Genomic DNA, 26,194 nt, shown 5'->3' on the forward strand with positions numbered 1-26,194 from the left:
ACAGATGCGGGAAGTGACCTATGAACAAATCGTCGATGCCGTGAAACAGCTTTGCATCGAGGCGAATGTCGATCTGGGGTTCGATGTCGTACGTGCCATGCAGGAAGCGAGAAAAAGGGAAAAATCAGCGGTGGCAGAAGAGGTGCTGTCACAGCTTTTGCAAAATGCAGAAATTGCTGCAGCTGAACGGGTGCCGATGTGCCAGGATACGGGGATGTCCGTCTTCCTCGTCGAGCTGGGACAGGATTGCCATATCGTCGGAGGGAGCCTGTACGATGCGATCAATGAAGGGGTTCGCAGGGGCTACGGAGAGGGGTATTTGCGCGCCTCCATCGTTCACGATCCGATCCAGCGTAAAAATACCGGGGACAACACACCGGGCATCGTCCATGTGGAGCTGGTGGCAGGCGACACATGCACGATTCATATGACGGCAAAAGGCTTTGGCAGTGAAAATATGAGCAGGCTGAAAATGATGAAGCCCTCTGATGGGATCGAGGGAGTCAAAGCGTTTGTCCTTGAAACGGTGAGGCTTGCGGGGCCGAATGCCTGCCCGCCGGTTGTAGTTGGTGTTGGTCTGGGAGGAAATTTTGAGATGTCCGCCTATCTGGCAAAGCGCGCCTTGTTTCGCCCAATCGGAGAACGAAATCAACGGGAAGACGCGGCACAGCTGGAGCTTGCGCTTTTGGAGCAGATCAACCAGCTTGGGCTAGGACCACAGGGAATGGGCGGTCGCACCACTGCTCTGGACGTCCATGTCGAGCTGTACGCCACCCATATCGCGGGGCTGCCTGTCGCGGTCAATATCAACTGCCATGCCAGCCGCCACAAGCATGTCACGCTGTAGGAGGAGCCGATGTCAGCCAAACAACTCATACTCCCACTGAATCAACAGCAGATCAGGGAACTGCGTGCGGGGGATCGGGTGGAGCTAACCGGAATGATGTACACGGGACGGGATGCCGCCCACAAGCGCATGGCAGAAACGCTGCAAGCGGGTGGCAGCTTGCCTGTGGATCTCGCGGGACAGACGATTTACTATGTGGGTCCGACGCCTGCCAAGCCAGGGCAGGTAATCGGTTCAGCAGGTCCGACTACAAGCAGCCGTATGGATCCGTATACACCACTCCTGCTCGCACAGGGGTTAAAAGGGATGATCGGAAAAGGCAGCCGGAGCGAGGCAGTCAAGAATGCCATCGTGCAATCCGAGGCTGTCTATTTCGCAGCGATTGGCGGGGCGGGAGCTCTGATCGCCAAGACGATTCGATCTGCAGAAATGGTTGCCTATCACGACCTGGGTACAGAAGCGATTTACCGTTTGGAGGTGGAACGATTTCCTGTCATCGTCATCAATGATGGGGTGGGTGGGGATCTGTATCAGCAATCGCTTGATTCCACTCGGAATGACTAGACAAAGGAAGGCGGATACCCTATCCTAATTCTAACATCTGGATGACAGATACAGTGAAAGCGAAAGGGCGAGCCATAGATGAGCAGAAAATATGAATTGCGGTTGGAAAGCCACGAATTGGATACGCTGCATATCAAAGTGTGTCGCGTTCTGCGGGAAGCGATATTGCGAGGACATTTCCAGCCGGGGGAACGTCTCGTTCAGGAAGAGCTGGCCTCTTCGCTAGGTGTTAGTCGTATGCCAGTCCGAGAGGCGCTCCGCAAGCTGGAAACAGAAGGTCTGGTCATCATCGAGCCGCATCGCGGTGCCATCGTCAAATCGTTGTCTGTGGAAGATATACAGGAAATATACGGTCTTCGCGCTCAGTTTGAACGGATGGCTGTGGAAATGAGCGTCGAGCATATGAGCCAGGAAGACATCCAACAGCTGGAAGAGCTGGTCGTCGCGATGGAGCAATCGACGGACTCCACCGTATTTATCGAATGCAATATTGAATTTCACCGGCTTTTGATCAGCCGCTGTACATGGAAACGCTTGGTGACATTTATCGAAACGCTGTGGAACGGTTTTCCTCAGCAAACACCCCAAATGCTCAGTGATCAGACTGAAAAATCAAACAAAGAGCATCGGCAGATATTGGATGCCATCAAGAACGGGGATGCAGCAGAAGCAGGCAGACTGGTTCATGGCCATATCAAGCGGACAGGCGACAACCTGGTCAAAAGCTTGCAGGAATCGCTCCAATAGCACGCAGGCATAGGGCTTCCCAGAAGGGGAACGGTCCTATGCCTGTTCTGTTCTTTCTGCCGGCGTTTTGACGTATTTCCTAGTGAGCTATTTGTCGATGCAGGTGAATGTAACGATGCCTATCCCCAATAAAATAACAGTCAGAACAACAAAAGATACGTGCATGCCTAAAAGAAATGACTGGCTCGCACTCAAGAGTGAGCCGATCATCGCGACACCGATCGTTGCTCCCAGCTGTCTAAATGCATTCAGAGCACCGGAAGCCGTGCCGGTCTGTTCGTTGGAAACAGATGAGAGGACGGCTGCCATCAGCGAGGGAATGGTAAACGACACTCCGAAGCCAATCAGCAACAGACTTGCCAGTGTAAGGGCGTAACTCGTGTCGCTATTTGACGAGGCTTGCATCCATGCTCCCAGTCCTGTGAGAAAAAGGCCAGCGCTCATGGGAAGCCGAGCTCCGATCCTCCCGACGATTCTGCCCGTAACGATCGGATTGAAGGCGAGCGGGATCGTCATCGGCAGGAGAGCGAGGCCAGTTAGGTGAGCGGAAAACCCGCGTACTTGTTGAAAATACAAGGGAAGCAAAAACAGGATACCCGACAATCCGATGTTGATGGCCATACCGGCAAGCATTCCTACAGAGACGTTGCGTCTACGAAATAAGTGTAAAGGGAGCATGGGAGCCGCCACCTTTGTCTCAATGAACAAAAACGAGAGGCTTGCCGCAAGCGCGATACCAAATGCAGCGAGGATAACAGGCGAGCTCCACCCGATCGCTCCGCCCTCCATCAGCCCAAAGGACCAGGCGGTAATTGCGGTAAAAATGGTGATTTGGCCTGCCAGGTCCAGACTTTTTCCCGGATTTCGATCTGTCTCACGAACGAGAAGAATCGTAATGGCTAAACTGATGAGGGCAAGTGGCACATTCAACAGAAAAATACTTCGCCAGCCTAGCATGTCTACGAAAATACCACCAACGACTGGACCCCCAGCCATAGATAGTCCGGTCACGGCCGCCCAAATCCCTAACGCACGGGCTCGCTCGGCAGAAGCCGGGTAGGCATGGGAGAGGAGCGTGAGCGAAGCAGGAAGCAGCGCTGCTCCGCCGATTCCTAGAACGGCTCGAATCAAGATGAGTCCCGCGAGCGAGGTGACAAAGGCAGAGATGGCAGAGGCAACGAGGAAAATGAGCAAGCCTGCGATATACACCCGTTTGGCTCCCAGCTTGTCTGCAAGTGACCCCATCAAGAGGAGCAAGCCAGCAAATACAATCGTATAAGCATTGACTGTCCATTGCAGGCCGATGATCCCTCCCCCTAAATCGTTGTGAATAGCGGGCAGGGCAACACTGACGACCGTCGTATCCAGGAGGACCATAAAATAGCCGAGTGAAAGGCCGAGTAGGAGGAGAGCTCTGGATAATTTTTCTCTTTCCAAGGGAAGTCCCCTTTCCAATTGAGCTGGGAGTACGCGATCCCGCATGGAAAGTGTAAAATGAGCGTTGAACTCAAAAAAGATGACAGTTAATCCTAGGAGTAACGCTCCTAGTGTAATAGCTGCAAAAGGGAATGGCAGGTGCAAAAATGGAGCATGGAGATCGAGAACGACTCTTGGAGCTTGCTCACTTTTTAAAAACGAGGCGTGCGCGTATTTCGCCAGAGCTGGCTGGTCTTCCCCAGGCAGGGAGGCGTCGAACGCCGGGATTGCGCCGTGGAGAGGTCGCGCAGCTCGCCGGTGTCAGCGTAGACTGGTACACCTGGCTGGAACAGGGACGGGATATTCAAGTGTCCACTCAGGTCATCGAAAGCATCGCCCGCGCCCTTCAACTGGACGCTACTGAGCGCAGACATTTTTTTTTGCTGGCCCTGCAACAGCTGCCGGCTGATCCGGTACCGCCAGCTAGTGAGATTAGCCGTGCGCTGCAGCAATTCCTGGATCTTCAGGGGATATGTCCTGCCTATGTAACAGACCCACGACTGAACATCGTCGGATGGAATCAGGTGGCAAGCAGGATATACGGAACATATGAAACGATGTCAGCGCGGGAGAGAAATTCGGTTTGGCGGACATTTACTTCTCCATACGTGCGAGAGCTGCTGCAGGAAAATTGGGAGAGGCATGCCCGGCATCGGTTGGCACACTTTCGAGCCTGCTATGGAAGCTATAGCGGAGATCCCTGGTGGATGGAGCTCATTGAGGATTTGAGCCATGCGAGTGAAGAGTTTCGTGAGTGGTGGCCGAGGCATGATGTTTTGAATGGTCCGGAGGGGCTGAAAGTCAACTATCATCCATCCGTAGGAAAGCTCGTATTTGAACAGGTCTCCTTTCTTCTCTCCGATGCCCCTCATCTCACCGTTACGATCAACATGCCAAGAGACGTTGGAGAAACGGCATCCAAGCTACGTATGCTTCTCTCCCATTCATAAGTCGAGAAAAGCGCGGTCTTTATGATCGCGCTTTTTTATATCGAAACCTATCGAACAATTTCGAATGCTCCCCATTTACAGACGCGAAAAGTTGTAGTAGTATATGGTCATTCAACAAAGTTGAACAGAGGGAAACACGAGTACAAAGTGAGCGCAAAGTCAGTTCTTGACTCTTTTTTGCGATAACGTTTTTATTTGCGAATGAAAGCGTTTCATTTTGAAAGAGTCGGGCGAAGTGAGCAATGTACCCGTATAATTCAACGTAGAGTAGGAGAATGCGAGATGACTACCAGTCGGGTATCCGGATTTTACAAGCTATCACCTGAGGAAAGACTAGAGAAGGTAGCGCAGGCACGTAACCTGAGCGAGGAAGACAAACAAATCTTGTCAGGAGCAGCTCCTTTTCCATTGCGTACCGCCAATGCAATGATTGAAAACGTCGTGGGTGTGATGTCTATTCCACTGGGAATTGCGACCAACTTCAAAATCAACGGTGTCGATCGGTTCATCCCGATGGCTACGGAAGAGCCGTCAGTCGTGGCGGCAGCCAGCAACGCTGCCCGTACCTCCTACGATCTGGGGGGCTTCCACACATCCTTGAGCGGTTCGATCATGCGAGGACAGATCCAGGTTGTAGATATTACGGATCCATATGGCGCGATGGCGAGAATCTATGAAAACAAAAAAGAGATTCTGGATCGCTGTAATGCAAAAGACCCGACGCTCGTTTCTTTGGGTGGCGGCGCGATTGACGTCGAGGTGCACGTGATTGAACGGGCGAAGCAGCCGATGGTCGTGCTTCATCTGCTCGTAGATACGCGGGATGCGATGGGCGCGAATGCGGTCAATACGATGGCAGAGGCCGTAGCGCCTTATATCGAGGAGATTACCTCCGGCCGCGTCGTGCTGCGTATCATCTCCAACCTGGCAGACCGCCGTCTGGTGCGTGCACGTGCCGTCTTCTCGACGGAAGAGCTGGGTGGCAGAGAAGTCGTAGACAATATCATCCGCGCTTACGAATTTGCAGAGTGCGATCCATACCGCGCAACAACCCACAACAAAGGCATTATGAACGGTATTTCCGCTGTCGTACTGGCGACCGGTAACGACACGCGCGCAGTTGAAGCAGGGGCACATGCCTTTGCATCTGTGACAGGCCGCTATCGTTCCCTGACTCGCTGGGAGCTGAATCGTGAGGGCAATCTGGTGGGAACCATCGAATTGCCGATGGCTGTCGGGATTGTCGGAGGGGCGACCAAGTCTCATCCAACGGCTCGTCTCGGACTGAAGGTCATGGACATCACAAACGCAGAGGACCTGGCAGGAGCAATCGCCGCTGTAGGTCTCGCACAAAACCTAGCAGCGATGCGGGCGCTGGCGGCAGAGGGCATTCAAAAAGGTCACATGGCGCTGCATGCACGCAACCTTGCCATGATGGCAGGCGCACAAGATGATCAGATCGACCAGATCGTGAAGCAAGCGATTCAAGAGAAGGATGTGCGCTATGACCGCATTCTGGAACTGACCAAACAATTGCAAGAGGGGGCTGTCCATGGAAACTGAAATGGTTCGTAACGAGCAGCAAAAAGCGACGTCGCAGAAAGAATACATCGAGATTTTAGGGGACACAGTCGTTCCCGTCCGTATTCTATCGGCAATCGTGATCAGCATTTGTCTGAGCATCGGCGGTTATTTCTTGGGGAAAAGCATTTTCCCCAAGTTCGCTGAGGCGAAGATGGTTGGATCATACTCCCTTCTGCTCGGCATCTTGGGCAGTGTGATCGGCTTGATCATCTGTGCCAACCTGTTTAAACCTAGCCGTATTTTGACAGAAGAGGAAACGAGTTCTGAGGGTCTGGAAGAGATTCTGCTCAGCATGCAGGTAGATCCGAAAGCGGAGTACGACTTGATTAAAGACGACCCTATCACAAGAAAAGAGATGGAAGAGTTGGGGATTTTGGAAACATTCAAGCGCAGCGGGGGGCGAACTGAGTAATGAGCGTACTAATGATATCTATTTTGCTCGCACTGGCGGGTGCCATTATTTTCTCCCTGATCGGCCTAGTTTCGGGTACAGATGAAACCGCTATCATGGTTCCGTTCACGCTGCTCGTCATTTTGCTCGGTGCACCTCCAGAAGCTGTTTTCTCCTTCTTCATGGCGGCTGTATTGGCCAAGCACCTTACGCATGCGATCCCGACGGCATTGATGGGGATCCCGGGCGATACGACGGCAGTACCACTGATCGACCACGCATCATCGCTGCGCCGATTGGGCGTGCCTCACGTGGCTTTGCGCAAAATGCTGTCCGGCGGTTTGATCGGCGCTTTCATCGCACTGCCTACAGCGGTTTTGTTCGGTCAGTTCCTGGGTCAGTTCGCTGACTTTTTCAAATCTGCTTCCGGCCTGATCTTTACGCTGGCTGCCATTCTGATTGCGTACTTCTCCAAAGGAAAATGGGTAAGCGTCCTGATGATCATCCCGTTTGCCTTCTTCATTAAAAGTATTGATACCTTCAGCTTTAGCGTAGTAGAAAAGCATCTGAGCACGAGCTTCTTTTTAGGGATCGCGATTGGGCCGATGCTCTCGGACATTCTGTTTTCCTTGTCTCCGAGCGCACGGAAAGCATTGGTTCGCTCGAAAGCCAAAGAGTATCACCTCGCACCGGAAACGAAATCCTGGAGGGGGTATTTTCCCAATCCGTTCCGCGTTTTGACAGGCAGACAGACTGCACACACGGCAGCGACTTCCTTTGTCTCTTCGTTGACCTTTGCATTCAGCCCTGTGGGAATGACTTCCCTGATGGGGGAAATCGTAGGCTCGCGCAACAAGGGTGTGTACAAAAAGGCATCCTCCAGCTTGGCTTCCATGAACGGTGTGACCGAGTCCACCTACATTGCCGAAGCGATCATTCCTTTGCTGGCATTTGGGATTCCGCTCAGCCCAGTTGCACTCGGCCCGGCATCTCCTTTGTTCAACGCACCACCTGTCTTTACGAGTGATCCTGTGAACAACCTGCACAACATGCTGACACCGTGGGAGTTCTTCCTGTACGGCCTGATCGGTCTGGTGATCGCTGCATTGATTGCGTATCCGTTCGCAATGAACTACGCACGTAAAGCAACTGTGTTTGTCATGAAAAACATCAGTCAGGAAGCCATCGTCGGTATGTTCATCGGTCTGGCATGTCTGCTTGCTTTCCATGAAGCACAACTCGTTGGGGTTATTCTTACACTGACTATGGCAGCAGTCGGAGGATTGATGAACCGCGTACTGGGCGTCAGCTCCGGGGTACAGTTCATGATCTTCTACGGCTCCACCTACATGATGTCAAAACTGCTTGGAGCTTGATGACGATGAAATTCGATCCGAAACAAATCACCATCAAAGAAGTGGGGCCGCGAGATGGCTTGCAGAACGAGTCTGTCTTTGTCCCCACTGCTGACAAGATTGCCTGGATCAATCAGATGTCTCATACCGGCTTGTCTTATATCGAAGTAACGTCGTTTGTCCATCCAAAATGGATACCTGCCTTGGCGGATGCAGTAGAAGTGGCGACAGGCATCGAGCGTGTGCCAGGTGTTACCTACGCGGCTCTGGTTCCAAATGCAAAGGGATTGGAGCGGGCGTTAACCGCCAATATCGATGAAGTATCGGTATTCATGTCAGCCAGTGAAACGCACAATTTGAAAAATATAAACAAGACACGCAAAGAAACCTATCCGATTCTGGCGGAAACGACGAAGGCAGCTTTGGCGGCAGGCAAGTCGGTTCGCGGCTATGTTTCCACCGTTTTTGGTTGCCCCTATGAAGGCGCAGTCGCGGTAGATGAGGTCATTCGCGTAACGGAAACACTGCTGGAGATGGGCGTACAGGAAATATCGCTCGGAGATACGATCGGGATCGCACAGCCTAGGCAGGTGCAGGAGGTGCTGGAGGTGTTGCTCCGACGCTTCCCGGAAGATAAGCTGGCGATGCACTTCCACGATACACGCGGTATGGCGATGGCGAATGTCCTCGTATCACTGGAAATGGGGATGACCACCTTTGACAGCTCGCTGGGCGGGCTGGGCGGCTGCCCGTACGCTCCAGGTGCATCAGGGAATATCGCAACAGACGATTTGCTGTACATGCTGCATGGCCTTGGGATGCAGACTGGGATCGACACAGATAAATTGCTGGAGGCCGCTCGCTTCATACAGGGCAAAATGGGCCGTTCCTTGATGAGCCACAGCATGCAGGCTTGCCAGTAAAAACGAAAAAAGCACAGCGACCAGAAGGAGCATGGAGAACATGCCCTCAAGGCTGCTGTGCTTTTTTTACAGGGGAGATTATTGCTGCGCCGCGTTTTGATCCATGTACACGATTTCCCACAGATGACCGTCCAAGTCCTGGAAGCTCCAGGCGTACATAAAGCCGTGGTCAACAGGCTCATTATAAGGAGTCGCACCTGCTTCCAGTGCTCGGTTCACCAGCTCATTTACTTCATCGCGGCTGTCCGCGGACAGTGCCACGATCACTTCTGTTTGGCGAGTAGCGTCCACGATTTCTTTCTTTGTGCTCTGAATGAAAGAGTGGAAGAACTCCTCTACCAGCAGCATAGCGTAAATACTGTCGCTGATGACCATGCAGGCTGCTTGTTCATTGGTGAACTGCGGGTTGAACTCGAAGCCTATCTTGGAGAAAAACTCTTTTGTTTTCTCCAGATCTTTGACCGGGAGATTGACGAAAATATTGTTCGTTGCCATGATCCAATCACCTCTATGGTAAATTTCCTGTAGGAACAGGATGCACATGCTCATAAGGGAAGTAAACCACAAAAAGGGAGTGGATGTTTCTTCTGAATTGCTATTTTATTTTCCTACTACGGTTTGCTAGCGCGGATGATGAGGAAATGCGGATGTGTCATGAGGCGTTCGTAGCTTTTCGCTGAATCAGGGAGCTTCTCGAGAAATTCGGGCACGGGTTGTGGCTCGATGAGGCGTTCGAGTGTAAAAAATTGAGTGGTTCGGTTGACAATTTCCTGCAAAGGACGGCGAAATATAGCCATCTCGACTCGTCCGGCTTCTTTTTTGTTCCATACGTCCAGCAGCCATTCGTGTGTAAAATAATCGGGGCGCTGGAACAGGGTGAATTCCATAAATGGATGGTGGACAGAGAAGAGGAGCTGCCCGCCAGGCTTCAGGATGCGCTGGAATTCGCGGAACGGGAGAGATAGATCCTCGATATAGTGCAAGGTAAGCGAGCTGACGATGTGATGAAAGGACTCATCTGGGAAAGGGAGCGGAGTATTCAGATCATGTACGAGCACGGCTGCGTTTTCGCCCACACGTCTTTGGGTAGCCGCAATCATCTCTGCATTCAGGTCTATTGCAGTAACGCTGGCGCCGCGATTTAACAGCTGCTCCGTATACCATCCTGCTGCACAACCAGCGTCCAGCGCGGTCAATCCCGTCATATTCTCGGGTAGCTGCTCCAGCATGGCTGGTCGCTCGTAAAACGCATTAAAGCCACTCTCGGTATCTACATTTTTTTCGTAGTCTAGCGAAAGCCTTGCATAGGCATCGATGATTTTCTGTTTCACGCGGTGCACCTCCGTTAAAAACTTATTTTTGTTCGGGTTGTGATGATTAGACTTTACATCCATCCAGGAAGATTGCTATTTTCTAAACAGAGGAAATGGCATCCAGGCTTTGAAAATCCGTACTCATCCATTGCTTTGCTCACTTCAAGAAGTGGAGGTTCCCTTTATGCTAAACATACGAAATGCAAAAATGGAAGATTTGCCTCAGCTTGTAGCCATTGAACAGCTTTGCTTTTCAAAAGAAGAAGCAGCAACGAAAGAAGCGCTGGAAAAGCGTATTGCGTCCATTCCAGATAGCTTTTATGTAGCGGAAGAGGATGGGGTCATTGCGGGTTTCGTGAACGGCCCTGTGATTGAAACAGCATTCATAACCGATGATTTATTTCGGGGCAGTAAGAAAAACCCCGCGACTGGCTGGCATCAAAGCATCTTGGGGTTAGCTGTTTCTCCTCATTTTCAAAATCGTGGAGTAGCAGCAAGACTGCTGACGCATCTAGAAAACGAAGCAAGAGAGAAAAAACGTAAAACAATTACACTTACATGTAAAGAGAATTTCATTCATTTCTATGAAAAACTGGGATATATCAACAAAGGTGTCTCGAGCTCTAAACATGCTGGCGTTACTTGGTACAACATGAGTAAAGAATTGCTGCCATAGACGCGCAAAGGCTGTCAACGAAAAACATCAAGTAACGGCTGCTGGTGATCAATCGGCAGCTGTTTTGTTACTCGCTAGTCATATTTTGTTTAGTAAAAATAATGGTTTAGAAGCCACCTTTGGGTGGTTTTTTGTTTCTGTTCATATTGAGTTCACAGAGGTGTATTACAGTGGCACTATGCAGTTAAAGCGGGAATTCTCTGGAGGGAAATTTGAATGTATAAATGGGTAATCGGAGCTGTTTTGTATGTGGCGCTGGTAATAGGTGGCTTTACGGTTTACGAAAAAGTGACTGCCGATGATAAACAGGCTGTTGCTTTGGCTAAGCAGGATAGCCATGAAAGTCACGGCGCGCAGGAGAACCATGGGCATGATACTGATTTGCATAAAGGAGGTAATAGTGAAGTAAATACGTTTGTTCAAGCGAATGAAAATGAAATCAAGATTTATGTAAAAGACAAGGCGGGAAATCCAGTTCATGACCTAGAAGTAAATCACGAGAAAATTCTCCATTTTATTGTAGTGGATGAGCATTTGCAAAAGTATTACCACTTGCACCCGGAACAAACAGGAAAGGGGCAGTTTACAATCAAAAGCACCTTGCCTGAAGGATTTTATAAGGCATTTATCGATATGAAGCCCAAAAATCTTGCTTACCAGGTAACGCCGGTCCCGTTTATCGTCGGCCATCCAAGTGTATCAGATCAGAACATTGGGATGAAGGTAGACAAAACGTTGACTCAACAGATCGATGGAGAAACCGTCACACTAAAGATGAGTAGCTTTGCGATCAATCAACCGGTCACGTTAACGTTTGATTTGGACAGAACCAACTTAACTACGTATTTAGGTGCCATGGGCCATGTGGTGATAGTAGACGAAGGTGCACAGCAGTATCTGCATGTTCATCCAGCTCAACAGGAGGAACCAGTATTTGAGACGCAGTTTGTGAAGCCCGGGATCTATAAAATTTGGGCGGAGTTCAAACAGGATGGAAAAGTAAGGGCATTTCCTTTTGTAGTAGAAATAAAGGGAGAGAAATAACATTGGCAAAGGTATTAGTGGTAGACGATGATGCTCATATCCGAGAGTTGGTCCGTTTGTATTTGGAGGATGAGGGCTTTGAAATAATCGAGAAATCGAATGGGGAGGAAGCGTTGCAATACGCTGAAAATCATATCGTGGATCTGGTGATTCTCGATATAATGATGCCGAAAATGGACGGTTGGGTCTTATGCGAGAATCTCCGTGCATTTGGTGAGATGCCCATCCTGATGATTACCGCGAAAGGGGAAGCCACTGATCGCATAAAAGGATTTAAACTCGGCACGGATGATTATTTGGTGAGGCCATTTGATCCGGTGGAGCTGGTTCTTCGGGTAAAGGCTTTGCTAAAGCGGTACCGCATCTCTACTGCAAGCGAGATACAGCTGGGCACAATTACATTAGATCGTAAGCGTTATCAGGTCATCTACAGCAATGGACAAACCATGACACTTCCCATGAAAGAATTCGAGGTGCTGTACAAACTGGGCAGTAATCCCGGGCAGTTATTTACAAGGAGCCATCTGATTGAACACATCTGGGGTATCGATTATGAAGGTGACGATCGGACAGTGGATGTTCACATTAAGAGGCTTCGGGAGAGGTTTACTGACTGTGAGTCTGATTTTCGCATCGTCACGATCAGGGGACTTGGTTATCGTCTGGAGGTGCGTCCGGATTAAATCGCTGTATACCCGCGTCGTATTGGTCTTTATCTTTATTGTGATGCTGAGCTTGTTCGCAGCTTTTTTGATCAGCACCTGGATGTTTGAAGGGCGGACGCATCATTTTATAGAAGAAACGTTGGCGAAAGACGCTAAAAACATCATCGAAGCATATCAGTCGAACTCTTCTGCTGAGTTGGGATCATTTGTGCAAGGTTTTTCTGGTCTCTCTATTTATACGATCCAACTATACAATAAAGAAGGTGTGCCCCAGCTTGAAGAAAAAGAGCCCATACATGTGGAACAGAGTCAAATTCAGCAGGTGCTTGGTGGCGATATTGCACGCAGTCTCGATGCAGAAACGCACGGTCTCCCAATCGTAGGGGTTCCTCTTTCCGTGAAAGGTGATCCCTACGCTTTGTTTCTCACATTGGATAAGAATACGGTAGAGCAAGAGCAAGAAAATATGCCTTGGATTCATGCATTATATATTCTTGTTCTGCTTATTGGCAGCTTTCTGATTTTGATTGCCGCCCGCTATGTAGTAAATCCGATCATGCAGTTAACGGAAGCGACGAAGAGGATGGCAAAAGGGACCTTCGATTCGGCGAGCCTCCCCATGAATCGTAGGGATGAGATTGGTCAATTAAGCGTGAGTTTTCATGAGATGGCAAAAGAGCTGGCGAAACTGGATCAAATGCGTCAAGACTTTGTTTCAAGTGTCTCTCATGAGATTCAATCACCGTTAACTTCCATTTCAGGATTTACGAAAGCTTTAAAGCAGAAGAAAATGAGCGAAGAGACGCGTCTGCGTTATTTGACGATCATCGAGGAGGAGAGCGAGAGGTTATCCCGCTTGGGGCAAAATTTGCTTCAGCTCTCTTATTTACAGCAGGAGCAGCATCCATTAAAGGTGACTACCTACCAATTGGATGAGCAGCTGCGGAGGGCTGTCATCACTTTGGAGCCTTTATGGACCGTAAAAGAAATCAACATGGTTGTTGATCTTGAGGCCATAACCGTTCATGCGGACAAAGATCAACTGGATCAGGTGTGGATTAACTTGCTGAACAACGCTATCAAATTTACTGCGCCTCACGGGACGATACGCATCCAATCGATGGGGAAAGCACAGCAAAATATCGTATCTATCACAGACAGTGGGATCGGGATCCCTCAAGAAGAACTTGCTGATATTTTCAAGCCGTTTCATAAAGTGGACAAAGCCCGTAGCAGCTCTGTAAAGGGAAATGGGCTTGGTTTATCCATCGTCAAGCAAATCATAGAAATGCATAACGGAGAAATCCATGTGTCTAGCAGTCTTGGTGCCGGAACCATTTTTACGGTCGCACTACCGCGTGAGAACTAGCAAACCAACCTACGATTTTTCTAAAGGAAAAATATCGCCCGCGGGGGGCGGTATTTTTTTGTCTATCCTATCCGTTCATATTCAGTTCATGGAGCTGGTTTATCGTAATTTGAGGAAACAAATACGAAAAATTAGGATCAGAGGAGAATCGAGATGAGATCATTATTACGTATCGTTGTCTATGGAATAACGCTCGTTATCTTTTTCGGAGGGATCGGTGCGTTTGGGTATATTCACTCCAATCAGGGATATTGGCTCCCCACTCGGCAAACTTCGATGCCTGCTTTACAAGAGGTGAGCGTCCCTGAGCATCATCCGGAAAATCCTACAGTAGCAGTCATGTTATCCAATCCGACGACAGAGGTTTTTGATTTCATGGTTCCGTATGAAATGTTCGCGATGACGGGGGCTTATAACGTCTATGCAGTTGCCCCGGACAAAAATGTGAAGACACTTTCTGGCGGTTTGGATCTGATGCCGCACTATTCTTTTGATGAACTGGATCGCTTATTAGGAAAAAGTCCCGACCTAATAGTGATCCCGGCCATGCCTAGAGTTGACGAAGCCAAGTATAAACCAGTCCGGGAATGGATTCAAAAACATGCGGATACGAAGCTGTTAAGCATTTGCGCTGGAGCGGTGAATCTGGCCGATACAGGTCTATTAAAAGGGAAAGAAGCAATCACAGACTGGAAAAGCTTCGATTATGGCGAAATCAATAACTATCCTGAAACAAAGTGGAGAAGGGATGTGCGTTATGTCGAAGACGGGAATATCGTCTCTTCAGCAGCTCTCACCTCAGGAATCGATGCTGTGCTCTATGTGATCTCCCAGCAAGTGAGCGAATCTACAGCGGAAAAAATAGCAAAAGAGATGAATTACCCTTTTTATCATTTCGTAAAAAATCCGAAGGTAGATCCTTATTATGTGGATGGAACCGAATTGATTTTTTGGTTCAACCAAGCATTCCAATGGAGCAAAAAGGACGCAGGGGTATTGTTGTATAACGGGATGGATGACGGTGCACTTGCGACAATTTTTGATACGTATGCCGCTTCTGGAACAACAAGGGTCCACACCGTTTCAGACGCCAAGCAGCCTATCGTCACGAAGTATCACCTTAACCTAGTCTCCAGATATCATATGTCGAATGCGCCGAAGCTGGATCGAATGTTCGTTCCCGGGGTGGAGGCGGAGTCTTTAGCTGCGGAAGATGTCAGCCAGTGGAACGAAAAGAGTAACAACGTGGTGCCACAGTTCATTCACAGCGGCTCCGCTGACCGATTTATCTTTGATGCTCCACTTGAAGATTTAGCCAAACAAGAAGACGTCCTAACCGCTAAATATGGTGCCAAGCGATTGGAATACCGTGCCACCCATTTAACATACGAAGGCAGTCCGTTTTCCTATGAAGCTTTCGGTATCTCCGTTTTGCTTGGTTTAGCTGCATTTCTGACTGCTTTCCTTATTGATAGGCGATTCATTAATCGAAAAGGGAAGAGAGGTCCTCATCAAAATGGGCAGGGGAGTTGAGAAGTTGTTAACGCAAAATAAGGACCCTTAGGTTTCCCTAAGGGTTCGTTGATGGATGAGAATCAGGATATCCTTACCTCGAACTGGTCTGTCACTATACCGCCTTTACTATCGCTTGCTGTTACTTTCACAATGTCATAGGTCGAATTACCCGGAGCATCATGAAATACAATTTTTCCATAGTTTGGACTTGTAATATCATTGTTGAAAGTGTATACAAAGCCAGTTCCAAATTCAAACTCAATGGTAAAGGTTAGGCTGTCTCCATCGAGATCATCAAAATAATCTGTAAGAGAAAGAAGTTGAGACATTCCATTAGGAGGGATAGTGACATCCGGAATTCCTGAACCTAAAACTATGGGCGCATTATTGCTATTCTCAACTTATCCCATTCTGCTAAGGGTTTCGTTCGAGCCCACACCGTGCGAGCGACTTTCATCGCACACGGCGTTCCATCAACGGAAAAGAAACAAGAATTACAATGGGCAATCAAATTATACTGCTATATATGTCCTGATTTACATAAGTTGTTTTCGACAGAATTATAGTTTAGGAGATTCGCTGGATTTCCTCAATGTCTCTTGTTGCAAACCTCACCAAAGTTTTTTCCCAAGATTTAGTTTGAACATCTGACAAAAACGGCGGTGGCATTTAGATGAAAGTAATGGAGCAGGACTGTGCACATTAGCAATCCAAGAGAAACACGGTCTTGTGTTGGATGATAAAATGCAGACAAAAAGGAGGCGGCTTATGGGACGTGTAATCTTGCAAATGAATGTGACACTGGACGGTTGCTGTGACCACACGCAGATGATTGCAGATGAGGAGCTCCACCAGTATTCGGTGGACGTGATGGACCAGTCAGATGGTCTGCTTTTTGGACGTGAAATCTACCAGCTTATGGAGCGTTTCTGGCCAGCGATAGCCAGCAGCGGCGACGGACCTCAATTCATGGTCGACTTCGCACGCAAGCTTGATCAGAAACCCAAGTACGTTGTCTCGCGAACGCTGGATCACGTGTCGTGGCAGAACTCTTTCTTGTTGAAGGGGCCAGTTTCCGAAGAGGTGCCACAGCTTACGGCAGAAGGGAAGAACCTACTCGTTAACGGCGGTCCCGGCCTCGGTTCCACCTTGGCACAACTAGGTGTGGTGGATGAGTATCACTTGCTGGTACATCCAATCGTTGCCGGACGTGGCCCCCAATTATTGGGGGGAGTTCATGATCGACTGAATCTGAAGCTGACCGGGACTAAACCCTTCAGCTCCGGCGTCGTGCTGCTCAGCTACACGCCCGTTCGTTGACTGCTTGGCTGATCACCGAGGATACAGGTAATGTACCGACAAACAGATCTTTCCTCCGCTGTGCCACCTGTTGTGACAAGCTGCCTACGGTTGAACAGGAGGTCAATACGAGGAGCGGAGTAAATTAGACTACCCAACATCGGTTTGTTAAGCGAACGAGTTTGATAGTGCAATAACAATGTGGAAAGGCACTAGAATTAACCGGCTGCCTTTTCTGCACAAACGGTAGGGTAATGAAAGCGCAAGATCTTGAAATTTATATTCCCCTATACTAAAAAAGGCAATTAGTTGTGACGAAAAATGGGGGAACAAACATGAGCAGCAAGGTGGAAGGATTGTTAAAGAACGCAGATTTTCGCAGACTCTGGATTGGGCAAACGACATCACAGTTTGGGACTCAGGTTGCTTTATTAGGAATGCCATTAGTGGCAGCTCTCTATTTAGGGGCCAGTCCCATGCAAATGGGGTTGCTCGGTTTTGCCGAGTATGCGCCATTTATCATTTTCGGTTTGTTCGCTGGTGTATGGATAGACAGATTTCCTCGGCGGCCTATTCTAGTCGCCGCTAACTTTTTCAAGGTCGTGTGAATGCTACATTTCGCTTTATCTCGTGGGGGTCTTTGCCGCTAGGTTCGTTACTTGGAGGGATGATAGGGGGGACAATGGGTTTACGGTTCGCTTTACTTGCGGGTGGTTTTGGATTGTTAGCTTCAGCTTGTACGTTGTTGTTCACCCCATTTTTACAGCTGCGTGTGAAATCATTTCAATATTCAATGAACATACGGTGACATGGTGTTTTTTGTTTGGAAGGAATTTGTAATTTTTGATGAGAATAATTAGGAAGATGATCAGGTAGTCAATTTTAACATAGAAGGAGATAAAACTTTGGCAAAAAACAAATTACTAAGAATGGACAATGTCGGCATCGTTGTAGAATCCCTTGATGACGCAATCTCTTTCTTCGAGGAGATTGGCTTGACCCTCGAAGGGCGAGCCACTGTCGAAGGGGAATGGGCTGGTCGCGTAACCGGACTGGGTTCTCAGTGTGTAGAGATTGCGATGATGGTTACCCCAGATGGCCACAGCAGACTTGAGCTTTCGCGATTTCTCACCCCTCCTCCTATTTCAGATCACCGGACTGCTCCTGTAAACTCCCTCGGCTATCTACGCGTCATGTTCGCTGTTGAAGACATTGACGAAATGGTATCCAGACTTATTAAGCGTGGCGCTCAGCTCGTTGGCGAAGTGGTTCAGTACAAGGACTCATATCGGCTCTGCTACATTCGTGGAGCTGAAGGAATTCTAATCGGGCTGGCAGAACAACTCGGGAATAAATAAGGGAGTGACGTTTTATAACAAGTCTTTACTGGCTTGCCTGTGGGCGAGCTTTTTTACTCGGGGAGATCGTTAAAGGAGGCCGCGATGAACGAGACCGCATTTGACGAACCATTATTTGCAAGCTTGAAGCCGGGCTTAACCTCGTTCTGTTACCGAATGCTAGGCTCCATGGACGATGCGGATGATGCCGTTCAGGAGACGAGTATTCGGGTCTGGCAGAGCTGGAGCACGTTCAGACAGGATTCCTCGTTCAAAACTTGGGTCTATCGGATTGCATCCAACCTGTGCTTGGACAAGCTGAGACAATCCAAACGCCGCGCGCTTCCCGTTGACCTGTTCGATCCAGCCGTCGCCATCGTCGAGCCGCGCGACACGCTGCCGGACTCTGCCTGGATCTGGCCGTCTCCCGACTTTGGGGGCAATCCGGAAGATCGGCTCGCCCGGCGTCTTTCTTTTTGAACCCTAGTACGAGCGTGCTCTCTGTTAGCCTTAACCTTGTGCCGGGTCCATGTTCATGTAGTTAATGGCCCACAGATGGCCGTCCAAGTCCACGAAGCCCCAATGATACATGAACCCATGATCTTCAGGTTCAGCGTGCAATTTCCCGCCCAAGGAGAGCGCGGTATTCACGATTTCATCGACCTTTTCCCGGCTCTCGAAGGCCAATGCGATCGTCATCTGCGCATACTTGCTCGTATCGACGGATTCCTTCTCCGTGAGCGTATGAAAGAACGCTTGATTGATCAGCATGACCTGCAGGTTGTCACCGATCACGATGGCTACTGAATTCTCGTTCTCGGGGAATTGCGGGTTGAGCTCGAATCCGAGTCCGGTGAAGAACGCTTTCGATTGTTCTACGTTTTTTACAGGCAGGTTGAAGCTCGTGAATGCGGACGTTAATGCCATTTTCAAAACACCTCTTCGTCAAATTAGTTTGTGTTCATTTATGCCTTTGTTTATATAGACGGCAGTCGATCCGGAAATTCATCGGTCTCGTGGATTCGGAAGCGTAAATTTTGAAAAATAACCTGGTATTGAGTTGGGATACCCGCCATATTCCACAGTAGCTCTACTCCTGAAATCTCCTGCCCAAAAGAATCCCAGTGATGATGCACACCCCTCCGATAAACTGCCAGATGGAGAGATGCTTGCCAGCGATTAGGATGGAAAAGATGGCGGCAAACATTGGTTCGCTGCTCATCAACAGTGCCACCCGAGAAGGAGAAGTGCGACGGATCATGACCAGCTGAATGTAGTAGGCAAACATGGTTCCAAACACCACCAGGTACCCGATCGCAAGCCAAAAGGATGGGGTCAGATAGCTCCAGGAGGAGGGCTGGGAAAGAGAAAGCAAGCCGGACACGATCGCGACTGTGGAAAATTGAATGACGGTCAAGGCACGTGAATCCATGGTCTTTCCTGCTGTCAGCTTCTTCGCCATGATCATCTGAATCGCATACCCGAATGCGGCAGCTAGCACCAGCACATCCCCGATTTTGGGGTCAAAGCTGTCCTTCATCGTCAAGAGAGTAGTCCCAGTGATAGAGAGAAGCAGGACACCTGCCAACGAAATCTTCAGCAGCCTTCCATGAATCACATGATCGAGGACGGGGACCAAGACGACATACATGCCAATGATGAAGCCGGCATTGGAAGCCGAGATGTCAGGCCGAAAGTCTCGAGGAAATAGGTAGCACCGAGGATTAGCCCGAGAATCATGCCGCTGGTCCAGGCGGAACGGTCGGCATGACGCAGCACTTTGAAGGTAAAAGGAAGCATAATGAGTGCAGTAAGCGTGAACCGGATAAAGAGCAGCTGGAAGACGGGGACCGTTTCTACGACTCCCTTGATGACAATGTAATTGGAGCCCCAGATCATTGCAATAAGCAGCAGGGAGATGTCCGCCGTCCAGTGGGAATTCCATATGCTTTGGGCGAGCCTTCTCCACTTATGGAGACTATTTTCAAATGCACTTTGGGATTTCAGGTAGTTTTGCACAATCCCGGACATCCTTTCGTTGAAAATTCCGATTTCTTTAGTATAAAGTCCGCCATCCTATTCCTTCCACCAAAAAATCTTGGGTCCGTAAAATAGGCATTCTCATACGTATTTATTTGAGGGAAATGAACGACATGACAGGCATCATCATCGGAGGCGGCCATGCCAATCACTGCCTCAATCAGCAGAAGTCGGCGCGGAAAAGGTGGGAAGTGTGCGTCGGTCCGTGGCTTCCCGAACCGGTTCGGACGTCGGAGACAGAAACGCTCGAGACGACGGTTGCCCGCCGCGATCTTTTGTCCTGCGTGAAGGCTTGGGCTTTGATTATTCGGAAATGGCTGAACTGCTCGGCAATTGGAATGGGTCAACCGATTCCTCACCTCGCTCGAGCAAGGGAACGTCGATCATGTGCTGTCTCTGCTGACCGAGGATGTCATGATCGTCGCAGACGGTGGCGGAAAAGTAACGGCGTTCCGGCATCCAGTACAGACGCGCAATCAAGTGGCTCGAGTCCTGCTCGATGGATTCCAGGGCAAAGGGACCTTTTCATCATTGGACGTATGGCTTTCGATCATTCGTCTTACAGGAGTGATCGAAATACATGAGGACTTAAGCGAAGGGAACCCCCTAGACGCGAGTGTCTAGAGGGTTCTGCTTTTTCCATCCTGCAACCGGATCGTCCGAGGGCGAGGTGAGCTGCTTCTGCGGAATGCGCGAAACAGGTATCCACACAAGCCGCCTAGGAGAGAGGGAAGCAGCCAGCCTAAGCCAACCTCATAAAAGGGAAGATACTGAGTGAAATAGTTTTCAATGACGGCGATGTGCACGCCGGCCGCATTCAGGCCGTCGAACAAGCTGATGATCAAGGTGAAAAGCAAGCTTCCTTGGTACACCTCAGACCAACCACGAAATGCTCTGTGTAGAAAGGTTAAGAATAAGAGGGAGATCGCAATCGGGTACATCGTCATTAAGAGCGGAACGGACACCTTGATCAGCTGCGTTAGTCCGATATTTGCGACAAGTGTACTGAAAACCGATAAAATAACGGCAAACTTTTTGTAAGAGACAGTCGGAATCAATAGGTGGAAGAAGGAAGAGCAAGCGGTTATGAGCCCTACACTTGTGGTCAAGCAAGCCACTGTAATCATGAAGCCTAATAATATGGCACCGTAGGAACCGAAATAATAGCTCGAAACCTTAGCCAAAACCTCGGCTCCGTTTTCTAAATGGCCCAATTTTTCCACACTGGAAGCTCCCATATAGGAGAGAGCCGAATAAAAAAGCACGAGGAGCGTGCCGGCGATCAATGTCGCCTTTGCACACGTGGCTAACAGCTGTTTTTGGGTCGTAACTCCTTTTTCCTTAAGGGCATTCACGATAATGATCCCGAAAACAAAAGCGACGAGAGCATCCAAGGTTAAATAGCCTTCTTGAAAGCCTTTGAAAAATACATGACTCGAGTACTCTTCCGATGGTGCCTGCAGTGCTCCTATCGGACGGATCACGGCTGTAATGACGATAAATCCGATAAACGTCAATTTGATTGGGGTTAGAATTTTCCCGACCACACTGACGATCTTGACAGGATTGAGAGATAAGAGACATGCAGTGGTAAAAAACAGGATGGTGAATAGAATGAGCGGGATGGAACCTGCCTGGTCAGATAGGAATGGTTTGACCCCGATTTCATAGGATACATTGCCGGACCTAGGGATTGCGAAAAAGGGACCGATAGCCAAGTAAAGAACAACCGTGAAGATCATACCAAATAGTGGATGAACACGACTTGCTAACGAACGTAAGTCGTCTTGTCCAGAATAAACAAAGGCAATGATCGAAAGGAGCGGCAATCCCACGCCTGTAACTAGAAATCCTGCATTGGCTAGCCAGACATTTGTTCCTGCCAATTGACCGAGCATAGGCGGGAAGATCAAATTACCGGCTCCAAAAAACAAGGCAAACAACATAAATCCTATAATCACCAGAAAAGAAAACGGCACTTTTTGAAACATAAAAATCCTCCTATCAGCCTGAACCTGGAAGCAATGAAATACCGTACGGCTGACTGCAAAAAATTCAAATTTTACTGTCAATGAACGTCCAGCTTTCTGAACAACGAAATTCATTATAGTGCCTTTATGGAAACATTACAATTTCAGTATTTAGGAGAACGAAAAAAGCTGCCGATGCGAATTCGGCAGCTTCTTTGAAAGGAAAAGCAGGGAGCGTTCACCATGAGAAGCGATAGCCATTAAATCCTTTATGTGGTCCCGCAACCCCTAAATCATGGCGATGAGTGCGATCGAAGAAATCAATGATAAATACATTGCCATCTTCGTAATCATAACGAAAGGTCTTACCGGCATATACAGGGTTCAGCTGCCGATCATATTGATACGGCAGGTTGGGATAATCGGGATGGTGCATACAAACTCCTCCTTCCCGAGCAGTATATGTTTAATCTAGGTGAATGCTCTGAGGCGATGGCCTAATTCTGCCAGCGGAGTCACAGCCGAGCAGGTTCAGACGGTGGACGGACGTGAATAAGACTGGAGACGAAATGCAAGTGCTTCGATAGAATCGGATTGGATGCAAGGATTTTAGCTAGACAGATGGGAGAGGGAGTAATGGGAAATACGGATAAGTTTGAAATGATCGCGAATACATACGATCGACCAACGCCAATGACGCGAAGTCTGGATTCTCCAACTACGGCCGCTGGGTGGATGTGGCTGCTCCCGGAGAAAATATCTTGTCCACCTATCCCGGCAGTTACTACGCTTATCTGAGCGGAACTTTTATGGCTTCTCCCCACGTCGCCGGCCTGACTGCTCTGCTGGCTTCTCAGGGAAAAACGAACGTTCAGATCCAGAGCGTTATTCAGACAACCTCAGATCCAATACCGGGAACGGGTACCTTCTGGCAATTTGGACGAGTGAATGCTGCCAGGGCTGTGCGGTCCTGAATCACTTGCGCCAATTAGCACCAGAGTAAATAGAATAAAGAAGCAGCGGCGACCGCAGACCGGATAGGAAAGTCTGAGGCCGCCGCTGTTGTTTGTAGCAGCTCCCGGTTAGTCCAAGCGAAACTCCATTTTCCTGCTTTTCGTTGTCATTCCCATAGATTGATAGAAATGGATCGCATTTTGATTCGCCTCGATTACCCCCAATTCAATGCTATCTACTTTCAAGCCTCTTCCAAAGTCAAAAGCATATTGCAGCAGTTTACTTCCGATGCCCTTTTTCCGATGCGAATCAGCCACGCATAAGCTATCAACCAGTAAGATCCTTCTCGCATTCACAAATGAATTTTCGGGTATTTCTTCTTCCTTTAAAACTACGACGCCGACGATTTCATTTCCCAGGGTAGCTACAAAGATCTGCTGCTTATCATCCTTCAGCTGGTTATGAAACAACTCTTCTCCTACTGGAGTCGCGTTTTTTTTGTATAGGTCTGGTCGCTCTACAACGTGCAAATGATGAACCTGCCAAAACAAAGACAATAACGATGCGTAATCATCTGGCTGCGCACTTCGGATCAAAATATCCATGCTTCCCTCACCTCGCCCAAGGTTTTAACGTTTATTTTAGCTTATACACGCTGCAGGTCATACACTAAAATGAGGCGATCTCTTCTCGTAAAAATCAGCGTCAGATTAGGATCAGAAAGAAAGGTCCTAGTCTCGTGCGCTCAAGTATAATAGTTTATAGCAAAGGAGGGCGGCGTATTTTGGAATGGTTGATAGGGCTGGCCTGCAGCGCCGGTATTGCGGGCATGGCCTATGCAAGACGGTCGCTGTCCGGCTCCGGTTTTACAGCGGCAGTGATTGTGGGCACGGTGATGTACGCACTGGGAAGCACGATCTGGTTCGGATGTCTGATCGCCTTTTTCGTCTCTTCGACCCTGTGGTCCAAATGGAAAAGGCATGCAAAAGAAGAGGCAGAGATCGGCTATGAGAAGGGTGGGAGGCGCGATGCTGGACAGGTGCTGGCCAACGGAGGTCTGGGGATGCTGCTGTGTGCGGCCAATTGGATGTGTCCCCATCCCCTTTGGTGGTATGCCTTTCTCGGTGTGATGGCGGCGGTCACGTCTGATACGTGGGCTACCGAGATCGGTGGCTTGAGTCGGACACCGCCGATCTCGATCAAGACAGGACGCCCCGTTCCGCCGGGGACGTCCGGAGGTGTTTCTGGCCTCGGCATGGGTGCTTCACTGGCGGGAGGATTCTTTATCGGTGCTGTAGCCTGGCTGCTGCTGGCGGTGACCCCGTTTGCACCGGATACGGCTGCGAGCGGACTTGGACCTTTTGCCTGGACCGGAATTGCCGGATTGGCTGGCATGATTGGGGCGCTGGCGGATTCATGGATTGGTGCGACCTGGCAGCAAATGTACCGTTGCGATGTGTGTGGTCGCGATATCGAGCAGGACCGCCACTGCGGCAGGCAAGCTGTGCGGACACGAGGTCGCACTGGCTGGAACAACGATGCCGTCAATATCGCAGGCTCGATTGCGGGCGGCGTTTCGGCCATCTTGCTGGCACTCGCGCTCGGACTCGCCTAAGCAGGCAAATAACCGGAAAGACTTTGCAGCGTCAAGCGATGCTAGGGTCTTCCGGTTTTTTTATGTGGTGATTTCCAATTCATGGTAGATAGAAAGAACTATGAAATCAAGAGAATGACGGTTTATTTGTTAGAAAATTTGGTAAATGATTCCCACGAAAAAACAGAATGAAACCTTTATCATCGATGGTAGATGCTTCCAGATTCTGTGTGAGCGCACCAGACTCGACTATGTAGGAGAGGAGGTAGTGGCCGTTCATCCCTTGTATTCTACGAAAAGTGGAGGTGATCGTGCTTTGAAAAAGACTCGCTGGCTTCGCTATTTGTCGTCACTCGTTTTGTTCTGCACGCTGACTGCTGCAGGAGCTGCCGATCTTGGTTTAGCCAAGGAAAAAAAGAGTGGTCCCGCTGTCCAAACGGGAATCGAGCTGTTGCTTGAAAAGCCCGAAATGCTGAAAGGGAAGAAAGTAGGGCTCATCACGAACCCGACGGGAGTAACGGAGGATCTGACGCACGATGTGGATGCGCTGCTCGCAAAGAACGTGAATCTGGTAGCGGTATACGGTCCGGAGCACGGGATCCGGGGAACGGAGCAGGCGGGATCGGTCCCTGGCACCTACGAAGATCCAAAAACAGGACTGCCGTTCTATAACCTGTACGGAAAAACACCGCAGGAAATCTCCCCTTTGTTCCGCGATGTAGATGTCATCCTGTTCGATATCCAGGATGTCGGTTCGCGCTTCTACACGTACATTTCCACGATGGCCTACGCCATGAAAGCGGCAGCTTTGGAGGACAAGCCTTTCATCGTGCTGGATCGGCCCAATCCGATTGGCGGGGAGAAGGTAGAGGGAAGCGTTCTCGATCCTGCTTACGAGTCATTCGTGGGCATCTATCCGATTCCTGTCCGCCATGGCATGACGGTGGGAGAGCTCGCTGTTTTATTCAATGAGCAATTCCTTGTCAAAGAGATAGGGAAAAAGGCAGATCTCCAAATCGTCCAGATGAAGGGCTGGAAGCGGGACATGCAGTATGACGAGACGGGACTGGCTTGGGTGCTGCCGTCGCCCAACATGCCTACTCCTGATACTGCGCTGGTTTATCCAGGCAACTGCCTGTTCGAGGGAACCAATCTTTCCGAAGGCCGCGGAACCACTCGTCCGTTCGAGCTGGTCGGTGCCCCGTACATTAAAGGGTGGGAGATAGCGGAGCGAATGAATCGTCTGAATCTGCCAGGCGTAGCTTTTCGGGAAGCGTACTTCAACCCTACCTTCTCCAAGCACGCCGGTATCAACGTCGGCGGACTGCAGATTTACGTGACAGATCGCGAGAAGTATGACCCGATACGTACAGCTCTTACTATCATGGTGGAATTGAAAGAGCTGTACCCAAATGATTTTGACTGGCGCAGCGACAACTGGATCGACAAGCTAATGGGAACGGACAAGGTCCGCAAAGCGATCGACGAAGGAGCATCTGTGGACGACATCATCGCAGATTGGCAAGCTGAGCTGAACGCATTCAAGCAGCTGCGCAAGACGTATCTGCTCTACCACTAGGA

Annotated in this window: 29 protein-coding genes and 1 pseudogene; 21 read left to right on the top strand and 9 right to left on the bottom strand. The window is 49.5% G+C overall.

Annotated features, from left to right (window positions below):
* Positions 1-4: 4 nt before the first annotated feature.
* The 3 genes from EDM55_RS07185 to EDM55_RS07195 all read left to right on the top strand — a co-directional run bounded on the left by EDM55_RS07185 (position 5) and on the right by EDM55_RS07195 (position 2,158).
* The gene (locus EDM55_RS07185) at positions 5-847 is read left to right on the top strand and encodes a fumarate hydratase (RefSeq protein WP_092266016.1); all 843 of its coding nucleotides are present in this window, start codon (positions 5-7) and stop codon (positions 845-847) included.
* A 9-nt stretch (positions 848-856) separates the two neighbouring features.
* The gene (locus EDM55_RS07190; protein ID WP_122959959.1) at positions 857-1,411 is read left to right on the top strand and encodes a Fe-S-containing hydro-lyase; all 555 of its coding nucleotides are present in this window, start codon (positions 857-859) and stop codon (positions 1,409-1,411) included.
* Between the two features lie 78 nt (positions 1,412-1,489).
* Positions 1,490-2,158 (top strand): GntR family transcriptional regulator, encoded by a 669-nt coding sequence (locus EDM55_RS07195; RefSeq protein WP_092266014.1) that lies wholly within the window; start codon positions 1,490-1,492, stop codon positions 2,156-2,158.
* An 87-nt stretch (positions 2,159-2,245) separates the two neighbouring features.
* Here the strand turns inward: EDM55_RS07195 and EDM55_RS07200 are convergent, their stop codons facing one another.
* A complete protein-coding gene (locus tag EDM55_RS07200; protein ID WP_246070968.1) occupies positions 2,246-3,595 on the bottom strand; it encodes an MFS transporter in 1,350 nt (449 codons plus the stop codon).
* A gap of 146 nt (positions 3,596-3,741) precedes the next feature.
* Between EDM55_RS07200 and EDM55_RS07205 the strand changes: the two genes are divergently transcribed.
* From EDM55_RS07205 to EDM55_RS07225, 5 genes are all read left to right on the top strand, one after another.
* Positions 3,742-4,584: a helix-turn-helix transcriptional regulator gene (locus EDM55_RS07205; protein ID WP_122960048.1), complete on the top strand. Its 843-nt coding sequence runs from the start codon at positions 3,742-3,744 to the stop codon at positions 4,582-4,584.
* A 282-nt stretch (positions 4,585-4,866) separates the two neighbouring features.
* Positions 4,867-6,147: a hydroxymethylglutaryl-CoA reductase, degradative gene (locus tag EDM55_RS07210; protein WP_092266012.1), complete on the top strand. Its 1,281-nt coding sequence runs from the start codon at positions 4,867-4,869 to the stop codon at positions 6,145-6,147.
* Positions 6,137-6,580: a hypothetical protein gene (locus EDM55_RS07215; protein ID WP_092266011.1), complete on the top strand. Its 444-nt coding sequence runs from the start codon at positions 6,137-6,139 to the stop codon at positions 6,578-6,580. The genes EDM55_RS07210 and EDM55_RS07215 overlap by 11 nt, the downstream gene beginning before the upstream one ends.
* Positions 6,580-7,935, top strand: coding sequence for a tripartite tricarboxylate transporter permease (locus tag EDM55_RS07220; protein WP_092266010.1), 1,356 nt, complete (start codon positions 6,580-6,582; stop codon positions 7,933-7,935). Before EDM55_RS07215 ends, EDM55_RS07220 begins: the two co-directional genes overlap by 1 nt.
* A gap of 5 nt (positions 7,936-7,940) precedes the next feature.
* Positions 7,941-8,837: a hydroxymethylglutaryl-CoA lyase gene (locus EDM55_RS07225; protein ID WP_122959961.1), complete on the top strand. Its 897-nt coding sequence runs from the start codon at positions 7,941-7,943 to the stop codon at positions 8,835-8,837.
* Between the two features lie 78 nt (positions 8,838-8,915).
* Here the strand turns inward: EDM55_RS07225 and EDM55_RS07230 are convergent, their stop codons facing one another.
* Together EDM55_RS07230 and EDM55_RS07235 are read right to left on the bottom strand one after the other, a co-directional pair.
* Positions 8,916-9,332: a VOC family protein gene (locus EDM55_RS07230; protein WP_122959962.1), complete on the bottom strand. Its 417-nt coding sequence runs from the start codon at positions 9,330-9,332 to the stop codon at positions 8,916-8,918.
* Between the two features lie 116 nt (positions 9,333-9,448).
* Positions 9,449-10,168: a class I SAM-dependent methyltransferase gene (locus EDM55_RS07235; protein ID WP_122959963.1), complete on the bottom strand. Its 720-nt coding sequence runs from the start codon at positions 10,166-10,168 to the stop codon at positions 9,449-9,451.
* Between the two features lie 166 nt (positions 10,169-10,334).
* Here EDM55_RS07235 and EDM55_RS07240 point away from each other — a divergent pair, with 166 nt between their 5' ends.
* The 9 genes from EDM55_RS07240 (at position 10,335) to EDM55_RS07285 (ending at position 18,535) form a co-directional block, all read left to right on the top strand.
* On the top strand, positions 10,335-10,826 hold the full coding sequence (locus tag EDM55_RS07240) for a GNAT family N-acetyltransferase (protein ID WP_122959964.1): 492 nt from the start codon (positions 10,335-10,337) through the stop codon (positions 10,824-10,826).
* Between the two features lie 216 nt (positions 10,827-11,042).
* Entirely contained in the window at positions 11,043-11,870 is an 828-nt protein-coding gene (locus EDM55_RS07245; protein WP_122959965.1) for a DUF8832 domain-containing protein, read from the top strand.
* 2 nt (positions 11,871-11,872) lie between these two features.
* On the top strand, positions 11,873-12,553 hold the full coding sequence (locus EDM55_RS07250; protein ID WP_122959966.1) for a response regulator transcription factor: 681 nt from the start codon (positions 11,873-11,875) through the stop codon (positions 12,551-12,553).
* Positions 12,486-13,904 (top strand): sensor histidine kinase, encoded by a 1,419-nt coding sequence (locus EDM55_RS07255; protein WP_246070969.1) that lies wholly within the window; start codon positions 12,486-12,488, stop codon positions 13,902-13,904. Before EDM55_RS07250 ends, EDM55_RS07255 begins: the two co-directional genes overlap by 68 nt.
* A 153-nt stretch (positions 13,905-14,057) precedes the next feature.
* Complete coding sequence (locus EDM55_RS07260) at positions 14,058-15,437, top strand: DJ-1/PfpI family protein (protein ID WP_122959967.1); 1,380 nt, start codon at positions 14,058-14,060, stop codon at positions 15,435-15,437.
* A 750-nt stretch (positions 15,438-16,187) separates the two neighbouring features.
* The gene (locus EDM55_RS07270; protein WP_092266002.1) at positions 16,188-16,739 is read left to right on the top strand and encodes a dihydrofolate reductase family protein; all 552 of its coding nucleotides are present in this window, start codon (positions 16,188-16,190) and stop codon (positions 16,737-16,739) included.
* A gap of 314 nt (positions 16,740-17,053) precedes the next feature.
* Positions 17,054-17,326: an MFS transporter gene (locus EDM55_RS30800; protein WP_246070970.1), complete on the top strand. Its 273-nt coding sequence runs from the start codon at positions 17,054-17,056 to the stop codon at positions 17,324-17,326.
* 297 nt (positions 17,327-17,623) lie between these two features.
* Positions 17,624-18,076 (top strand): VOC family protein, encoded by a 453-nt coding sequence (locus tag EDM55_RS07280; RefSeq protein ID WP_092266001.1) that lies wholly within the window; start codon positions 17,624-17,626, stop codon positions 18,074-18,076.
* Between the two features lie 84 nt (positions 18,077-18,160).
* A complete protein-coding gene (locus tag EDM55_RS07285) occupies positions 18,161-18,535 on the top strand; it encodes a sigma-70 family RNA polymerase sigma factor (protein WP_246070971.1) in 375 nt (124 codons plus the stop codon).
* Positions 18,536-18,565: 30 nt separating this feature from the next.
* Here EDM55_RS07285 and EDM55_RS07290 read toward each other — a convergent pair whose 3' ends face one another.
* The 3 genes from EDM55_RS07290 to EDM55_RS07300 all read right to left on the bottom strand — a co-directional run bounded on the left by EDM55_RS07290 (position 18,566) and on the right by EDM55_RS07300 (position 20,074).
* Entirely contained in the window at positions 18,566-18,982 is a 417-nt protein-coding gene (locus tag EDM55_RS07290; protein WP_092266000.1) for a VOC family protein, read from the bottom strand.
* A gap of 163 nt (positions 18,983-19,145) precedes the next feature.
* Positions 19,146-19,706 carry a DMT family transporter gene (locus EDM55_RS07295; protein WP_122959968.1) on the bottom strand — a complete coding sequence of 187 codons (561 nt, stop codon included), beginning with the start codon at positions 19,704-19,706 and terminating at the stop codon, positions 19,146-19,148.
* Entirely contained in the window at positions 19,670-20,074 is a 405-nt protein-coding gene (locus EDM55_RS07300; protein WP_170184403.1) for an EamA family transporter, read from the bottom strand. Before EDM55_RS07300 ends, EDM55_RS07295 begins: the two co-directional genes overlap by 37 nt.
* Positions 20,075-20,428: 354 nt before the next feature.
* Here EDM55_RS07300 and EDM55_RS30805 point away from each other — a divergent pair, with 354 nt between their 5' ends.
* Complete coding sequence (locus EDM55_RS30805) at positions 20,429-20,719, top strand: hypothetical protein (protein WP_246070972.1); 291 nt, start codon at positions 20,429-20,431, stop codon at positions 20,717-20,719.
* Here the strand turns inward: EDM55_RS30805 and brnQ are convergent.
* Entirely contained in the window at positions 20,716-22,086 is a 1,371-nt protein-coding gene (gene brnQ / locus EDM55_RS07310; RefSeq protein WP_092265998.1) for a branched-chain amino acid transport system II carrier protein, read from the bottom strand. The genes EDM55_RS30805 and brnQ overlap by 4 nt on opposite strands.
* Positions 22,087-22,303: 217 nt before the next feature.
* Positions 22,304-22,501, bottom strand: coding sequence for a hypothetical protein (locus EDM55_RS07315; RefSeq protein WP_246070973.1), 198 nt, complete (start codon positions 22,499-22,501; stop codon positions 22,304-22,306).
* A 244-nt stretch (positions 22,502-22,745) separates the two neighbouring features.
* Here EDM55_RS07315 and EDM55_RS07320 point away from each other — a divergent pair.
* Positions 22,746-23,039: pseudogene (locus EDM55_RS07320) on the top strand (S8 family serine peptidase); the annotation flags it as partial.
* Between the two features lie 108 nt (positions 23,040-23,147).
* Here the strand turns inward: EDM55_RS07320 and EDM55_RS07325 are convergent.
* Positions 23,148-23,624 (bottom strand): GNAT family N-acetyltransferase, encoded by a 477-nt coding sequence (locus tag EDM55_RS07325; protein ID WP_122959970.1) that lies wholly within the window; start codon positions 23,622-23,624, stop codon positions 23,148-23,150.
* Positions 23,625-23,803: 179 nt separating this feature from the next.
* On the opposite strand from EDM55_RS07325, the gene EDM55_RS07330 reads away from it, so the two are divergent.
* Positions 23,804-24,634 (top strand): DUF92 domain-containing protein, encoded by an 831-nt coding sequence (locus EDM55_RS07330; protein ID WP_122959971.1) that lies wholly within the window; start codon positions 23,804-23,806, stop codon positions 24,632-24,634.
* Between the two features lie 295 nt (positions 24,635-24,929).
* Positions 24,930-26,192: an exo-beta-N-acetylmuramidase NamZ family protein gene (locus tag EDM55_RS07335; protein WP_170184404.1), complete on the top strand. Its 1,263-nt coding sequence runs from the start codon at positions 24,930-24,932 to the stop codon at positions 26,190-26,192.
* Positions 26,193-26,194: the final 2 nt, after the last annotated feature.

It is taken from the genome of Brevibacillus centrosporus, from assembly GCF_003710815.1.
In the GTDB taxonomy this organism is placed as follows: Bacteria; Bacillota; Bacilli; order Brevibacillales; family Brevibacillaceae; genus Brevibacillus; species Brevibacillus centrosporus.

What these genes read in the sequence shown, in the direction of transcription:
- EDM55_RS07315 (WP_246070973.1), bottom strand. Translation starts at nt 22,501, where the DNA reads ATGCACCATCCCGATTATCCCAACCTGCCGTATCAATATGATCGGCAG.
- EDM55_RS30800 (WP_246070970.1), top strand. Translation starts at nt 17,054, where the DNA reads ATGAGCAGCAAGGTGGAAGGATTGTTAAAGAACGCAGATTTTCGCAGA.
- EDM55_RS07230 (WP_122959962.1), bottom strand. Translation starts at nt 9,332, where the DNA reads ATGGCAACGAACAATATTTTCGTCAATCTCCCGGTCAAAGATCTGGAG.
- EDM55_RS07270 (WP_092266002.1), top strand. Translation starts at nt 16,188, where the DNA reads ATGGGACGTGTAATCTTGCAAATGAATGTGACACTGGACGGTTGCTGT.
- EDM55_RS07290 (WP_092266000.1), bottom strand. Translation starts at nt 18,982, where the DNA reads ATGGCATTAACGTCCGCATTCACGAGCTTCAACCTGCCTGTAAAAAAC.
- EDM55_RS07195 (WP_092266014.1), top strand. Translation starts at nt 1,490, where the DNA reads ATGAGCAGAAAATATGAATTGCGGTTGGAAAGCCACGAATTGGATACG.
- EDM55_RS07205 (WP_122960048.1), top strand. Translation starts at nt 3,742, where the DNA reads ATGGAGCATGGAGATCGAGAACGACTCTTGGAGCTTGCTCACTTTTTA.
- EDM55_RS07285 (WP_246070971.1), top strand. Translation starts at nt 18,161, where the DNA reads ATGAACGAGACCGCATTTGACGAACCATTATTTGCAAGCTTGAAGCCG.
- EDM55_RS07210 (WP_092266012.1), top strand. Translation starts at nt 4,867, where the DNA reads ATGACTACCAGTCGGGTATCCGGATTTTACAAGCTATCACCTGAGGAA.
- EDM55_RS07295 (WP_122959968.1), bottom strand. Translation starts at nt 19,706, where the DNA reads ATGTATGTCGTCTTGGTCCCCGTCCTCGATCATGTGATTCATGGAAGG.
- EDM55_RS07215 (WP_092266011.1), top strand. Translation starts at nt 6,137, where the DNA reads ATGGAAACTGAAATGGTTCGTAACGAGCAGCAAAAAGCGACGTCGCAG.
- EDM55_RS07225 (WP_122959961.1), top strand. Translation starts at nt 7,941, where the DNA reads ATGAAATTCGATCCGAAACAAATCACCATCAAAGAAGTGGGGCCGCGA.
- EDM55_RS07260 (WP_122959967.1), top strand. Translation starts at nt 14,058, where the DNA reads ATGAGATCATTATTACGTATCGTTGTCTATGGAATAACGCTCGTTATC.
- brnQ (WP_092265998.1), bottom strand. Translation starts at nt 22,086, where the DNA reads ATGTTTCAAAAAGTGCCGTTTTCTTTTCTGGTGATTATAGGATTTATG.
- EDM55_RS07245 (WP_122959965.1), top strand. Translation starts at nt 11,043, where the DNA reads ATGTATAAATGGGTAATCGGAGCTGTTTTGTATGTGGCGCTGGTAATA.
- EDM55_RS07220 (WP_092266010.1), top strand. Translation starts at nt 6,580, where the DNA reads ATGAGCGTACTAATGATATCTATTTTGCTCGCACTGGCGGGTGCCATT.
- EDM55_RS07185 (WP_092266016.1), top strand. Translation starts at nt 5, where the DNA reads ATGCGGGAAGTGACCTATGAACAAATCGTCGATGCCGTGAAACAGCTT.
- EDM55_RS07190 (WP_122959959.1), top strand. Translation starts at nt 857, where the DNA reads ATGTCAGCCAAACAACTCATACTCCCACTGAATCAACAGCAGATCAGG.
- EDM55_RS07325 (WP_122959970.1), bottom strand. Translation starts at nt 23,624, where the DNA reads ATGGATATTTTGATCCGAAGTGCGCAGCCAGATGATTACGCATCGTTA.
- EDM55_RS07240 (WP_122959964.1), top strand. Translation starts at nt 10,335, where the DNA reads ATGCTAAACATACGAAATGCAAAAATGGAAGATTTGCCTCAGCTTGTA.